Here is a 14,383-nt window from a genome sequence, read left to right on the forward strand (position 1 = left end):
ATGAATTATTAATTATGAATCTAGGGCAGTTTACCTTCTGTTAGCAGTAAAATTAGTTAAGACCTGGAATTCGAAATTCTAAAAAATCATTCCTCTTTCCGGATTGTCTTTAACTTAAGCTTTATGGTTTCTAGGTATGGCTCCAGGTGCCTGTATTTGGTTAGAGCCCGTACAAGGCCTATACTTTTAAGGTCGTAGAGAAACCAAATCTCCACGTAAAAACTATGAAACCAGTAGAGGTCTATTTTACACCAGCCCTTAATGCGGTGATACAGATAATGGCCTTGGCTAAAAACAAGTTGGCTTTGCAAATGAGGGGGAAGCTCATTGAATTCTTCGGCGGTAATCATGGTAAAATTGTACTCCTATACTTTGGCATTAAAAAAACTTTAAAAAAAAGGCTGCCCAGGGCAGCCTTTATAGTTAAACGTAATTTTTCTGAATTTGGTCTAGTTCAGGTGCAAAGTATAAAGTTCGAATCGCGTAGAGGCAAAACTCCAATGCGAAGACGAAGGGTGAATCTCAACGCCGTCCTCATCCATAATGGTAATGGCAAAACCATCACCCTGGTTAAGGGGCTCTGAAAAATGCTTTACAGGGTACACCTTGCCTTCCTCAATCCACTCTTCCGGATCAAAGGCTGGCATCGACGCATCTACGCACTTTGCATAAACCGCCATATAGCTCGGTGGCACAAATAAATTAACCATAGAAAATAAACTTTCCTGAAAGATAAAAAATTCCTTAAAAACAGGAAATCAATTTGACTGTTTTTAAGACATCTTATTTATTGAGTGTCAAAAAACATGCCTTAATTTATACTTTACCAATCCTGTTGGATATTTTTTTCTAACATACAGGCAGCCAAATATTAACATATAACCACATTTATTTTATTAAACTTTTGCACAGCCATATTTACCCCCACCCCGTACTAAATGTCTGACATTATTTCGCTAACTTTAAGTAAACGCTAGCCTATGGAAACATCACAAAAACACCAGGCCGTGGGTAATCGGCACTCCTTCCCTGTTGCTCCGCGTGTGTGGGGTTTAAAGACAGCATTTGTAAATTTATTTTATGTAGCTAACCCGGATGGCTCGTGGGTTTTGGTGGATACTGGTGTAAAAGGCTACGCGAAACAAATACGCAATGCTGCCGATGAGATATTTGGCCAACACAGCAGGCCAAAGGCAATTATACTTACACACGGGCACTTTGACCACGTGGGCACTGTAAAAGAACTGGCAGAGCACTGGCAAGTACCAGTATATGCACACCCGATGGAGTTCCCCTACCTAACGGGCATGTCGAGTTACCCTCCACCAGACCCTAGTGTAGGCGGCGGTGCTATGGCGTATATGTCTTTTATCTATCCTAAAAAGCCCATTGATATTAGTAGTGTACTGGAATTACTGCCTGAGGATGGCAGTGTGCCAGGCTTAGAAGGATGGCATTGGGTTCAAACACCAGGCCACAGTCCGGGACATGTTTCCTTTTTTAGGGAAGAAGACCGTATGTTGTTAGTTGGCGATGCCTTTACAACCCGCGACGCTGAATCGGCTATTGCTGTAATGACAGAAAAGCGCGAAGTGCATGGCCCACCAAATTATTATACTCCTGACTGGGGCACGGCACACCATTCTGTAGAAACTCTGTTAAACCTTGACCCTAAGGTAGCAGCTAGCGGACATGGTATGCCTATGCGCGGTGAGGATTTGACTATGCAACTGGAAGAGCTGGTAAGAAACTTCTGGCTAAAGGCTGTTCCAAAACATGGCCGCTACGTGCACGAGCCTGCCATTATGGATGAGCAGGGTGTAGTATCGCTGCCACCGGCTGTAAGTAACACAGGCCCAAAAGTACTGGCTGTGGCCGGAGCTGTGGCAGTGGCTGGCTTGGTTTGGATGGCTGTAAGAAATAAAAATAATAACAGAAAAAACGGCCAGCGCAGTAGCTACAGCACCTACCCAAAGCAAAGGCCATACTCCCACAACCGAGTTATGACGGGTATGCCCCCAACCATAGACCCTAATTACGACGATCCGGAGGCACATACCAATAATTACCCCTAAAGTAAAACAGGCCAGGTGAATGAACACCTGGCCTGTTTTACTTTAGCTAGTTGAGCTTTCCTTAATCACTTTTGTGATTTGCTCTGCCAGAGCCGCTTTTCTTACCACCGCCATCTTGTTTGTTTACAGTGGCCCAGGCTCTTTTCTCGGCTTCTTTGTGGCTAACGCCGCGTTTTTCATAACTATCCTCAATGTGCTCTGCCTTTCGTTTTTGCTTATCTGTGTAGGCAGATTTATCTCCTTGTGGCATAACATCCTCCTTTTCTAAGTTAAAAATAATAGAGCTGCTAAATAACAGCCCCTGCTAATTGTACGGGTTTCATGCAATTATAGGTTTGCTGCAGCTCATTACCAGTTATCAGGTTAGTATTATAAACGCAGGGGCATGAGTCTCTATAAACTTGTATCTCTTTATACTTTGTGCCTACTTTTGTCTTACTTCATTACGCAAAACATGAAAAGCATCTTTAACTGGAGTGGCGGCAAAGATTCTGCACTATGCCTGTACCACGTACTTAAGCAAAAGCAATACGATGTACAGTTGCTCTTAACCTCTTTAAGCAGTGCTACTAACCGAATCACCATGCACGGCGTTCGGCAGGAATTGCTGGTGCAGCAAGCCGAAAGTATAGGTATACCGTTACAGCAGATCATGTTACCTGAAAACACCTCTATGGCAGCCTACAATGAAGTAATGGAAGCTACCATGCGCCCTTTACAGGAACAGGGTTTTACACATGCCATCTTTGGCGACATAAACCTGGAAGACCTGCGAAAATACCGGGAGCAGCAGCTGGCGCAGGTTGGCATCAAAGCCGTGTTTCCGCTTTGGGGCAGGCCTACAATAGAGCTGGTGCACGGGTTCGTAGATCTTGGTTTTAAGGCTGTGGTGGTAAGTATAAATGCAAAACTGCTGGATGAGTCTTTTGTAGGCCGTATACTTGACCATAGCTTTATACAAGATTTACCAGCTGATGTAGACCCTGCCGGTGAAAACGGGGAGTTCCATACTTTTGTGTTTGATGGCCCTATTTTCCGGGAGCCGGTAAAGTATACTTTAGGTGAGAAAATTCTTAAAACCTATGGTGTACCTGCTAATACAGACGACAACTGCTTTAAAAAAGAAGAAAAGCCGACCTACGACACCAGCTTCTGGTTCTGCGACCTGCTCCCGAAAGTATAAAACCCGCTGCTACGCTTTGCAGTTGGTATAAACGAAAAAGAGAGGCCTTTTTACCAGCCTCTCTTTTTCATTAAATATAACCGTTTAAGTTACTCAACTTCTACAATTCTCTCTACCTGATTGTAGCCTGCAAACACACCAAGTCCACCTTCAATGTTGCTATACATTACTACAGGCTCTGCAAAAGGATTCCCGTTAGACTGCGACTGCTTATGTACAGCATCCTGGTGCATATAGTAATGCTTATCTGCCACAACAAGTAACAAGTGCACCCGGTATGGCTTTTCTATTCCAGCTTGTGTGCTCTCGTAAAAATGGAAATCATCAGAAACAATAACGCCACCCTTTGCTTTGTCATCTTTGTATAGCCCTGGTTTTCCGTGGTCCATATAAAGTGGGTTAACGCCCTCTAGTCGTTCACCATTGTAATCTTTGTACCAATATAAACGGGTAGCCAAAGTACGATAGTAGTTGTCCACATCGGGGACATCTGTCCAGTTATACCTTAGTTTATACTTGTGCATTTCATTACCATAGTAGTCGGATTCTGTTGTAAAAGTGGTGTTAACATCTTGTATCTTGATGCCCGATGCGAATGGAACTGTGCAACTCCCTGTTGCGGAAAATCCTCCGGGGGCTGTAACACTTAACTTATAAGTTTTGCCTGCCATAATAGGCCACTCATCGGGCTCGGTAAAATACGCATTGTGGTTAGCGTCATACGTTAAAGTTACAGTAGAACTACCATCTGTGATTGTGACATTAGCATTGGATATCTGCAGTTGCTCATCTCTCATTTGCTTGCCAATAGCCGGCTGCGACTTTTGCACGTGAACTTTAACTACAGTATCCTGAGGAGAAATAAAGGCATGCACTACCAGTTTAGACTCAACCTTAAACGGCTTTACATTTTCTGCATCTTGCTCGCAACCAGTTAGCATTGCAAGGGCTGCAAGTATGATTATTGGTATGATATGGTATGTTTTCATCTGGTGTAGTTCTTAAAATTTAAAGCCATAAGTAACAGATGGGATAATCGGGAACAGCGTGATCTGCTTTAGCTTGCTTTCCGAAGTGTTGCCATTATCGCTGTATTCTTCATCTATGTAATAAAAGAATGGGTTGCGGCGGTTGTAGGCATTGTAGAAACTGATCTCCCAGGTGCGCTCTCCCCACTTCTTTTGCTTATGAAACTGAATGCCAATATCCATGCGGTGGTAGGCAGCCATCCGGAAGGAGTTGCGGTCGCCGTAGTCTATTGTATTGTTGCCGTAGTAGGAGTAGTAAGGCACCTTGTATCTTGATGGCATTTGCGGCTGAGACGCGTAAGTGCCAACCGGCATCGTAATAGCATTGCCAGTACCATACACCCACGTACCGGAAAGTGTTATACCTTTACTCAGTTCATAAATGCCTACCAGCGAGATGTCGTGGCGGCGATCGTAACGGGCATAGAACTTTTTGCCGTAGTTAAGCGAGTCGAACTGCAGCTGGGTCCACGACAAAGTATAGCCGGCCCAACCCGAGAAACGGCCGGCCTTCTTCTGAAGCAGGAACTCCACACCATACGACCAACCCTGGCCTGCCGTAATGTTATCTTCCCAGTTTACCTCTTCTGCCGACTCCGGGTCATCTATCACCATAAAGCTGGCGCCTTCTTTATATCCTATAATGTTGTCGGATTTCTTGTAATAACCTTCTACTGTAAGGGCCAGGTCTTTTTTCAGGAAATCTTTGGCTACGCCCACTGCCACTTGCTGCGATGTTTGCGGAGCCAGCCTGTCGGTGGTAGGCACCCACAGGTCGGTTGGCAGGCCAATGCCTGTATTACTGATCAGGTGCACGTACTGGTTCATGCGCGCATAAGATGCCTTTATCGAAAGGTCTTCGCGCAGGTTATAGGCAGCTGCCAGGCGAGGTTCTGGCATAAAGTAGCTTTTCTTATCGGCTGCAAAATGGCTGAAACGGATACCGGCATTTACCCTAAATAATGGGCTTGGCCTGTAAGTATCCTCCACATACACAGAAGTTTCAACGCCATCCACATTTTTTGACTCCTGCTCCAAAGTAGGTTGATTAGTGTCTTTTACAACTAGTGCGCTTGGGGTAAATCTATGAAAAGTACTCTGCAAACCAGCCTTAATGGAGTGCTGCGGGTTAGGCAGGTAATCCAGGTCATACTTTAGAGAAAGGTCCTGGATGCCGGAGAAATAATCCAGCTTAAACTTTTCGTCTCTTTCGTCATCTTCTTCGGAGGCAAAAATGTTAAAGCGGTACCGGCTAAATACCAGGGATGTATTGGCGAACACTCTATCAGAGAACAGGTGGTTCCAGCGCAGCGTACCTGTGGCATTGCCCCAGTGCACACCTCCCTCCGATGTATCGCCACCGTCCTTTTCCCTAAAAAAGAAGCGGTCGCGGCCAAAGTATCCGCTTAAGTATAACTTGTTCTTCTGCCCGAAGTCGTAGTTCACTTTTGTGTTGAGGTCGTAAAAATAGTAGCCAGCCTTACCGTCGATGTTCATAAAAGGGCGCGCCAGAATATCGGCATAAGTACGGCGGCCAGATACCAGGAACGAAGACTTCCCTTTGCTCAGCGGCCCCTCCAGCATCAGCCTTGAAGAAATTAAACCAATACCGCCTTCACCGTGAAATTCTTCCTTGTTACCGTCCTTCATATTCAGGTCGATAACCGAGGACAGTCTACCGCCGTAGCGTGCCGGGAAACCGCCTTTTGTTAATTCCACACTCTTTAAAGCATCGCCATTAAACAAAGAGAAAAAGCCAAACAAGTGCGAGGCATTGTATACTGTGGCATCATCCAGTATGATCAGGTTCTGGTCGGGTCCGCCGCCGCGCACGTAAATGCCGCTGTTGCCCTCGCTGCCTTTCTGCACACCCGGCATCAGCTGCAGCACCTTCATCACGTCTTTCTCGCCGAGCAGCATCGGGATGTTCTTGATTTGGGAAATGGGTACTTCAATTTTACTCATCTCCACCGCCTGGCTCACCCGCTCCTGCTTTAACGCCACAATCTCCACCTCCTGCAGCGTAGCCTCTGATTGTAATTCTATGTTCAACTCATGGTTCTGGCGCAGGAATATTTTTCTGGTTTCAGGTTTGTAGCCTAGGTAACCATAAGCCAGGGTAACAGAGTCCTGGGCTGGTAAAGTGATAGAGTAAAACCCGTAGGTGTTGGTGGAGGTGCTGATGGTGGTGCCGGGTTGGTAAATGCTTACCCCGATCAGTAATTCGCCGCTGCCCTTTTCGCGCACATAGCCGCTGATGGTGTGTTTGCTCTGCGCCTGAACAAAGCCATTGCCACAGCAGAGCAGCAGCAATAAAAGTATAAGTTGCCTCATAGATAAAATTGGAAAGATTAAATAATGTATGATAACGTAGAATATCTGCTTTACAATATATATGCCAGATAATTATATTGAATCTAACTAGAAGTAAATGATTAGTTAAAGAACCTTAACAACGGGTAAAGCTCTTATTAAAACCTCTAACTATTCATCCTGATCAAGATGCCGAATCACTTTGCAGGGATTACCTGCGGCAAAAACACCGGCTGGTATATCTTTGGTAACTACACTGCCTGCTCCAATCACGCTGCGGTTTCCTATACTTACTCCCGGGCAAATAATGGCGCTACCGCCTACCCATACATCTTCTCCGATACTGATCGGTTTGGAGAACTCTAATCCACTTGCTCTTTCTTTGTGATTCATGGGGTGAGTAGCAGTATAAATTTGCACGTTTGGCCCCAAAAGCGTTCTACTGCCAATGGTTACCTGCGCCACATCCAGCACCACACAGTTAAAGTTAAAGAACACTTTTTCTCCCACTACCATATTGGTACCGTAATCGCAGTAAAAAGGCGGTTGCAGCCACAGGCCTTCATTGGCATTGGGAATTAAATCTTCTATAATCCTACTTCTCTCTTCTTCCTTATCTTCTCTGGTATCGTTCAGCTCCTTTAGCAGCAGTCTGGTCCGCAACCTGTCATCTGATAATTCTTTATCAAGCGGGTTGTAAAGTTCGCCGGCCAGCATTTTTTCTTTCTCTGTTTTCATAAGCAGCTGCAGGTATAAAGTGTGTTGGCTAAAGTGTTTGAAGTATGAACTTAACCAACTAGATATTAATGAGTAAAAGGATAAATATAAGATTTTAAATTTATACTTCGATATTCCTATGCCTGATGTAAAGTATAATTTTGAGGGAAAGGTAGTGCTGGTAACTGGCGGCACCTCTGGTATTGGCCTGGCTGCAGCACAGCTCTTTGCTGAGAGCGGTGCCACTGTAATAATCAGTGGCCGCAGCAGGCAAAAGGCGGAGCAGGTTCTAGACTTATTTAAAGAAAGTAAAGTAACACCCACCTTTATACAAGCTGATAACAGTAAACCGGAGGCTGTGCTAAACCTTTTCCAGGAAATTAAGCAGCAGCATGGCAAGTTGGATATGGCCGTAAACAACGCGGCCGACGAAACAGGCATAGGCAAGCCCCTCCATGAATTCGAGCTTACAGACTTTGACACCGCTATGGCGGCAAACTTGCGTGGCGTGTGGCTTTGCATGCAGCAGGAGATCAGGCTAATGCTGGAGCAGCAGCCTGCTGGCGGAGCTATTGTAAATGTTTCAAGTATAAACGGGTTGGGAGGCGCACCCGGTGGGGCCTTATACTCTGCTGCCAAGGCAGGTGTAATTGCTATGGCCAAGGCCTCTGCCCAGGAGCTGGCTACAAGTAACATCCGCATAAACGTACTCGCACCCGGTGCACACAACACGCCTATGCTGCAAGACATGTTCCGGATGCAGTCTGGTGGTGATGCTGCCAAAGAAGAGCAGGTGAAACAGATGTACCTCGGCTTCATACCGCAGAAAAGATTAGGCGATCCCGCAGAGGCAGCCGCAGCCATTGCCTGGCTATGCTCCGATGCCGCCAGCTACGTAACTGGCCATACTATGATTGTGGATGGCGGTATGGCAGCTATCATGCGATAATAGTACAAATATCCGCTCAACTCAAAACAGGCATAGCACGTAAAAGCCGGAACCGTACTACTTTCCAGTAGCACGGCATCACCCTAAAAGCTTTTATGGAAATAGCGCTTGTGCTTACGCTGCTGGTTGCGGCCATCATACTTTTTGCAACCGAGTATCTCTCTATCGAGATTGTAACGCTTGTTATGCTGATCATATTGGCAAGTGTGCGCATTATCTCACCAGAAGAGGCGTTTGCCGGGTTCAGCAGCGACTTTATCATTATTATAGCCTCCATATTTATACTTAGTGCTGCCCTGCAGGAAACCGGTATTCTGGATTTTGCCGTAGTGCGGCTAGCCAACCTGGCCAGGCAAAGCACTAACGTCATGTTGTTTGTCGTGATGTTGGTAACCGGCATTGTATCGGCGTTTATGAACAACACCACCGTTACAGCCATGTTTGTAACACCGCTAGTAGGTTTATCTAAACGAATAAACCGCAGCGCCTCCAAAATATTAATGCCTTTGGCCTTTGCTGCCATACTTGGCGGTACCTGCACCCTTATCGGTACCTCCACCAATGTGGCAGTAAGCGGTTACATCGCCAAAACAGGACTACCGCCTATTGGGCTCTTCGAGATTTCCGGTTTAGGTTTTATTATCTTTATTGTCGGTATTGCTTACATGATGACGATTGGCCAGCGGTTGCTTCCCAGCCACGACGACCAGCAACTCACAGAAGAGTATAAACTCCAGAAGTACCTTACTGAGATCGTCGTGCTGACTGACTCGCCACTGGTGGGCCAACTGGTGTTCGCCTCAGACCTCACAACACTTAATTTCAGGATGCTCAACATCATCCGGGATAAAGATAACTTTCTGCCAGATTTCCGGACCCGCATACAAGCCAACGATATACTTTTGGTAGAGGGCGATTTGGATAACCTGATAAAAGTAAAAGAGACAAAGGGCATTCAGATTATGGCTGATGCCATACTTGCCAAAGACCTGGTAACCGAAGATATCCGGCTGGCTGAATTACTGGTGGTGCGGCAGTCTAATCTGATTGGCAAAACAATAAAAGAGGTAGAGTTTACGAGACGTTACGGACTGGTAGTGCTGGCCATCTCTAGGCACGGCGAAACGCTACGTGCCAAAATCGGAAGTATACGGCTGCAACTCGGAGACCTGCTGCTGGTACAGGGCGCTGCACAACGGCTGGACCAGCTGCGGCAGTCTAACAACGTGGCGCTGCTGGATGCCTTTGAGCCTTTGCTTTTTAAAAAGCGCAAAGGCACCATTGCTATTGCCTGTTTTATACTTGCCATATTAGCCGGTACAACCAAACTGCTGCCACTTTCTATAGCTTTTCTGCTGGCTGCCATACTTACCATCCTGTTCAGGTGCATTAGCGCCGACAAAGCCTATTCTGCCATAGACTGGCGCCTGCTAGTGCTGATTGGCGGTATGACGGCCTTTGGCACTGCCATGGAAAACTCCGGCGCTGCCGACTTTTTGGCACATGGCATTGTAGATTTATTAGGGCCAATGGGTAAACTGGCTGTGCTGGGCGGTTTTGTTTTACTTACAGTTGTACTTACGCAACCCATGTCTAATGCGGCGGCGGCACTGGTGATTGTACCGGTCGCGTTGCGTACAGCCCTGGAGCTTGATGCAGACCCACGTACTTTTGCCATTGCCATCATGCTGGCTGCCTCGGTATCTATGGTAACGCCTTTCGAGCCTGCCTGTATACTGGTGTATGGCCCTGGCAGATACCGCTTCTGGGATTTTATCAGGGTTGGCACACCCTTAACTGTACTACTGATTCTGGTAATCATATTTTTGGTGCCCATATTCTGGCCTATGTAACTACCTAAAGCTTTTGCCAGTAAGCATACATAAATTTATAAATCATGAAAAACAAAGTTTTTCTCCTGCTTATACTTGCATGGGCATGCTCGCCTAAAAACGAAGAAGTAAAAGATGAGCAAGTGGATGTGGCGCCACAGGAAGAGGCACTGGACACGGTGGCAAATACACGCCTTGATGCAGTAAAAACAGATGAAGATGTAATTACGCCTACCTTACCCCTGCCACAACCAGTGCTGCAACTACTTACTCAAAAATATCCGGGTTATGAGCAGCCAGTACTGGCAGACGCAGCTAGCAAACAAGGAACCGGCAATGAACAAGGGCCATTTATTGTAAGAGGTGATTTTACCAACGATCCTCAGCAAGACTATGCACTACAACTGCAGCACGGCAAAAACCTGATTATTGTGGCAGCCATTGATACAGGAAACGGCAACTGGAGCCTGCAAGAACTAAAACGGGATATACTTTTTAACGACCGCGGAAGCTTAAAAAGCCTTTACTATTTAATGCTGGCAGAGCCGGGGCAGGAACTTCAAGACGAAGAAAGCGGTGCCCAAATCAAACTTGAAACAGAAGCAGTTGCTGTAGGCCTGGATGATGATGTAACGGTTTATGTATACAGAGACAATAGTTTTAAAGTATACAATACCAACAAATAGCCCATGTTACGAGCTTAAGCCAATGTTATAATAAGTATCCCGGAGAGAGCAGCCACACAAACGCCCCCAATAAAAGCAAAGGTGCCTACTTTAGCAGACTGAGCAATTTCAGCGTCTGATAACGTGTATTGGTGCATATGGATGTGCGCTACAAAAAAGACCAGGGCCAATACAAAGCTAACAAACCAGAAAATTCCGAAGCGCAGCAAGAACGCCAGCGGCAATTCACTTACACTGGTATAGCTCATCAAAAACTTACTGTTAAGCAAAAGGTAAAACCCTAGCAGCGTTACAAGACCAATGTATATTGTTATCAGGGTTTTGTAGCTGATTTTTATTCTGTGCATAAACTAATTAGTAATTAAGAAAGGCTTGTGCCTCGCTTTTAATGTACTCTCGTGTAAAGCCATCCTTCACTCCCATCGATATTTTTCTGACGAGCACACCAACTACCGATTTTTTGAAGCCCAGGCGGGCAGCCATGTTAATACAGAACTCCATTTCATTTTCATCAACTATGCCATCAGCCAGCATCATCTCTACCAAGTCGTAAATTTGATCAAAACGCTCCGAGTCGTTTGCCGGCATTTGGTGCTCGGTCTTCTCAGCATTGGAGATCAGGTGGCGTACTTCATCAGCTTTTAAACCGTGGCGCTTTCCAATCGAAATAATAAAGTTAATCTCGTTAGGGTCTACGTGTCCATCAATCTTAGCCAACGCACCCAAGTTGGCTATATGGCTTTTTAACCTTTTTGTTTCTTCGCTTTCAAAAAAACCGAACATAGAGAGCCGTTTTAATAAGTATAATTTTCGTAATTATTGCATCTTGCAGGTATTGCAGCGTTAGGTATTGCAGACACGTAACACAGCCTGGTAAACATTGGTACAGATAATACCGATATTACATACGGTTTTCTATATTTTTAAGGATACGGTTTTGCAGCTTTTTTTAACTTTAAACCTTAAGACTGGTACTAGCTGCAGTTTAATGAAGCACAACAATAGCTAATTACTGATGGCCAGCTCAGTGTTTTCGCTGACTAATAAAGCCTTTAGCAGCAATTAGGCTACAAAAATAGTTTGAAATGAAGAAAATAGGAGTCTTTACCTCTGGCGGCGACTCACCCGGGATGAATGCATGTATCCGTGCGGTAGTACGTACAGCTATACACAAGGGAATAGAAGTTTATGGCATTATGCGCGGCTACCGTGGCATGATAAAAGGGGAGATCATCAGGCTGGAGTCAAACTCTGTAAGTAATACTATACAAAAAGGCGGCACCATACTTCGCTCGGCCAGAAGTAAGGAGTTTACGACTAAAGAAGGACGCAGAGAGGCTTACGAGCAACTTAAAAAGTATGGAATTGAGGGCCTGGTAGCTATTGGCGGAGACGGCACGTTTACCGGAGCCAATATTTTTTGCGAAGAGTTTGGCATACCGGTTATCGGAGCACCCGGCACCATAGACAATGACCTGTACGGCACAGATTACACCATTGGTTACGATACTGCTGTTAACACGGCCCTGGATGCCATTGATAAGATACGCGATACAGCTGACAGCCACGACCGTGTGTTTTTTATAGAGGTAATGGGCCGCGACTCCGGTTATATTGCTATACCTTGTGCCATAGGCGGCGGTGCCGAGATTGTAATGATACCGGAGACCGAAACGAGCATACAATCTGTTGTAGATACGCTACGCACCGGCTGGGACCGCTCCAAAACATCTTTTATTGTGATCGTGGCCGAAGGGGACGAAGCCGGAAACGCAACAGAAATAGCTTCTCAGGTACAGAAAATGCTGCCCTACATGGATGCCCGCGTAACTATACTTGGCCATGTGCAAAGAGGAGGCGCCCCTACTGCTGCCGACAGAATGCTGGCCAGCCAATTGGGCATTGCCTGCGTGGATGGTTTACTGGAAGGACGCAAAAGTGTAATGGCCGGAATCATGAACTCAGAGCTGGTTTACACACCATTTATTGATACCATTACCAAGCAGAAATCCATTAACCCGCATTATATTGATATGGTAAAAATACTTTCGGTATAGCGTAGTAAAGTTGGCGTTGAAAGCAGTTAAGTATGGCAAGTAGGTTTCGTACAGCTAATACAGTCCCCTTTTCTAGCCAGGTATCAGCTTTAGATTTTAGAAACCGATGAAAGCAGAGATCTACAGGTATAAGAACACTACTAATATATGCAAGATCAGCTTTTACACCTACTCATATAGTGCAGATAACCGTATGTTTACGCATATCTACTAGTTAGTAGCAATTTTTAATTATAAGAATCGAGTGAACAAGAAGTTTCTAAGCATTTTCATCTTGATAGCTATTATCCTTAACTCATGTGGGAACAGAAACTTTATAGAGTTAAAAGATAATGTTGCTTCGGTTGAAAAATCTATACTTCAAGTCGATAGTATCTTCAGAAAGTTTGATGATTCAGTTAGTCTTGTCTTTGTCAAAGACAACCAGCTTAACATCAACCAGACGAACTACAATAACTTTAATTCTCTAACTCAAGAGCAGGTGCCAGAGCTGGGCCATTTAGACAGTTCAGATTGGCAACTTCTAAAAACTAACTTGACTCTTCTGCAAAGGAATAACATCATTGGCTTTAGTAGTACCAGATATGGATTCACCAGATTTATCTATAAAGATGAACCAGGTGAAGCTTACATGAACAGGTACATTGCCTTGGATAACGGAAACCTATCATTGGACCATACAGGGTATAAGCTTCTTGACAGGAAGTCAAACCTGGTGCTGTTTTCTGGAAGGTAAAGTAAAATGGAGAATAAAAAGCTACTAACACTGCACATAAGTCAAGCTTCGGCTACGCCTTGCTCATTTTATGTACCAACCGTTATACTAAAATCAATACCTCAAAAACTAAACTTAAACGAGAAGTTATACTTTGTTATAACCTACACCTGTTTCTCTTTTAGTTCTTGATCCGGACATAAATGTATAGTTCTATGGGAAAACAAACCTTATTTGCTTTACTGTTTATACTTTTCGCTTTTACAAGCTGCGACAAAAAATGCTCCAGTGTAGACTGCATAGTGGAGCCCTTTGTGTTTAAGCTAACAAACGCAGAAGGCGTAAACCTGCTCGACGATGGCTCTGTAAAACTAGAACAGCTATACATTGCTACTGCAAACGCTATGGCACCCCTTGTACGTGTTGCTACAATAAAATACGGAGACGAAACCTGGTTAGAAGCAGCAGTAAACAGTACCAACAGTAACTATACTTTAAACATCGAAGGCTACCGATCACAGAATTTGAGCTTTGCCTTTGATGTTCGCACAGGTGAATGCTGCACCTCTGTTACGATTAAAGAAGTACATCTGGACTCCAAGCCTCTACCTGAAAGCCACTTTGGCAGAACAGTAATCCTCCCCTAATGCGCTTTAAAGCATAGCTCAGGAAAATCTTTACATCTAAAAGCCCCTGCCTGTACATAGGCAGGGGCTTTTATTATTTTTTCACAAGGCAATTATAAGCTGATTGTTGCACTACGATTTAGCACTCTACTCTAATTAACCTGAAATACGTTGGTACCAGAAACTAAATAAACGCTTTAAT

Annotated in this window: 16 protein-coding genes; 8 read left to right on the forward strand and 8 right to left on the reverse strand. The window is 44.9% G+C overall.

Annotated elements, in window-relative coordinates:
• Positions 1-86: 86 nt before the first annotated feature.
• Together WG943_RS09205 and WG943_RS09210 are read right to left on the reverse strand one after the other, a co-directional pair.
• Positions 87-350 (reverse strand): hypothetical protein, encoded by a 264-nt coding sequence (locus WG943_RS09205; RefSeq protein ID WP_340408386.1) that lies wholly within the window; start codon positions 348-350, stop codon positions 87-89.
• A gap of 99 nt (positions 351-449) precedes the next feature.
• Entirely contained in the window at positions 450-710 is a 261-nt protein-coding gene (locus WG943_RS09210) for a hypothetical protein (protein WP_340408387.1), read from the reverse strand.
• A 270-nt stretch (positions 711-980) separates the two neighbouring features.
• On the opposite strand from WG943_RS09210, the gene WG943_RS09215 reads away from it, so the two are divergent.
• Positions 981-2,075, forward strand: coding sequence for an MBL fold metallo-hydrolase (locus tag WG943_RS09215; protein ID WP_340408388.1), 1,095 nt, complete (start codon positions 981-983; stop codon positions 2,073-2,075).
• A gap of 61 nt (positions 2,076-2,136) precedes the next feature.
• Here the strand turns inward: WG943_RS09215 and WG943_RS09220 are convergent, their stop codons facing one another.
• Positions 2,137-2,325, reverse strand: coding sequence for a hypothetical protein (locus tag WG943_RS09220; protein ID WP_340408390.1), 189 nt, complete (start codon positions 2,323-2,325; stop codon positions 2,137-2,139).
• Positions 2,326-2,529: 204 nt separating this feature from the next.
• Here WG943_RS09220 and WG943_RS09225 point away from each other — a divergent pair, with 204 nt between their 5' ends.
• Positions 2,530-3,258 carry a Dph6-related ATP pyrophosphatase gene (locus tag WG943_RS09225; protein ID WP_340408391.1) on the forward strand — a complete coding sequence of 243 codons (729 nt, stop codon included), beginning with the start codon at positions 2,530-2,532 and terminating at the stop codon, positions 3,256-3,258.
• Positions 3,259-3,347: 89 nt separating this feature from the next.
• Here the strand turns inward: WG943_RS09225 and WG943_RS09230 are convergent, their stop codons facing one another.
• From WG943_RS09230 to WG943_RS09240, 3 genes are all read right to left on the reverse strand, one after another.
• On the reverse strand, positions 3,348-4,247 hold the full coding sequence (locus WG943_RS09230; RefSeq protein WP_340408392.1) for a DUF4249 domain-containing protein: 900 nt from the start codon (positions 4,245-4,247) through the stop codon (positions 3,348-3,350).
• Positions 4,248-4,259: 12 nt separating this feature from the next.
• A complete protein-coding gene (locus WG943_RS09235; protein WP_340408394.1) occupies positions 4,260-6,620 on the reverse strand; it encodes a TonB-dependent receptor in 2,361 nt (786 codons plus the stop codon).
• Between the two features lie 150 nt (positions 6,621-6,770).
• A complete protein-coding gene (locus tag WG943_RS09240; RefSeq protein WP_340408396.1) occupies positions 6,771-7,337 on the reverse strand; it encodes a sugar O-acetyltransferase in 567 nt (188 codons plus the stop codon).
• A 118-nt stretch (positions 7,338-7,455) separates the two neighbouring features.
• On the opposite strand from WG943_RS09240, the gene WG943_RS09245 reads away from it, so the two are divergent.
• The 3 genes from WG943_RS09245 to WG943_RS09255 all read left to right on the forward strand — a co-directional run bounded on the left by WG943_RS09245 (position 7,456) and on the right by WG943_RS09255 (position 10,783).
• Positions 7,456-8,265 carry an SDR family NAD(P)-dependent oxidoreductase gene (locus WG943_RS09245; RefSeq protein WP_340408398.1) on the forward strand — a complete coding sequence of 270 codons (810 nt, stop codon included), beginning with the start codon at positions 7,456-7,458 and terminating at the stop codon, positions 8,263-8,265.
• A gap of 95 nt (positions 8,266-8,360) precedes the next feature.
• The gene (locus WG943_RS09250; RefSeq protein ID WP_340408400.1) at positions 8,361-10,118 is read left to right on the forward strand and encodes an SLC13 family permease; all 1,758 of its coding nucleotides are present in this window, start codon (positions 8,361-8,363) and stop codon (positions 10,116-10,118) included.
• A gap of 44 nt (positions 10,119-10,162) precedes the next feature.
• Positions 10,163-10,783 (forward strand): hypothetical protein, encoded by a 621-nt coding sequence (locus WG943_RS09255; protein ID WP_340408402.1) that lies wholly within the window; start codon positions 10,163-10,165, stop codon positions 10,781-10,783.
• Between the two features lie 14 nt (positions 10,784-10,797).
• On the opposite strand, the gene WG943_RS09260 is transcribed toward WG943_RS09255, so the two are convergent.
• The gene (locus WG943_RS09260) at positions 10,798-11,130 is read right to left on the reverse strand and encodes a hypothetical protein (protein ID WP_340408404.1); all 333 of its coding nucleotides are present in this window, start codon (positions 11,128-11,130) and stop codon (positions 10,798-10,800) included.
• A gap of 7 nt (positions 11,131-11,137) precedes the next feature.
• Entirely contained in the window at positions 11,138-11,566 is a 429-nt protein-coding gene (locus WG943_RS09265; protein ID WP_340408405.1) for a TerB family tellurite resistance protein, read from the reverse strand.
• A 302-nt stretch (positions 11,567-11,868) separates the two neighbouring features.
• On the opposite strand from WG943_RS09265, the gene pfkA reads away from it, so the two are divergent.
• The 3 genes from pfkA to WG943_RS09280 all read left to right on the forward strand — a co-directional run bounded on the left by pfkA (position 11,869) and on the right by WG943_RS09280 (position 14,202).
• Positions 11,869-12,840 carry a 6-phosphofructokinase gene (pfkA, locus tag WG943_RS09270; RefSeq protein WP_340408407.1) on the forward strand — a complete coding sequence of 324 codons (972 nt, stop codon included), beginning with the start codon at positions 11,869-11,871 and terminating at the stop codon, positions 12,838-12,840.
• Between the two features lie 274 nt (positions 12,841-13,114).
• Entirely contained in the window at positions 13,115-13,576 is a 462-nt protein-coding gene (locus WG943_RS09275; RefSeq protein WP_340408409.1) for a hypothetical protein, read from the forward strand.
• Between the two features lie 194 nt (positions 13,577-13,770).
• Positions 13,771-14,202 (forward strand): hypothetical protein, encoded by a 432-nt coding sequence (locus WG943_RS09280; protein ID WP_340408410.1) that lies wholly within the window; start codon positions 13,771-13,773, stop codon positions 14,200-14,202.
• Positions 14,203-14,383 lie beyond the last annotated feature (181 nt).

Source organism: Pontibacter sp. H249, assembly GCF_037892465.1.
GTDB lineage: Bacteria > Bacteroidota > Bacteroidia > Cytophagales > Hymenobacteraceae > Pontibacter.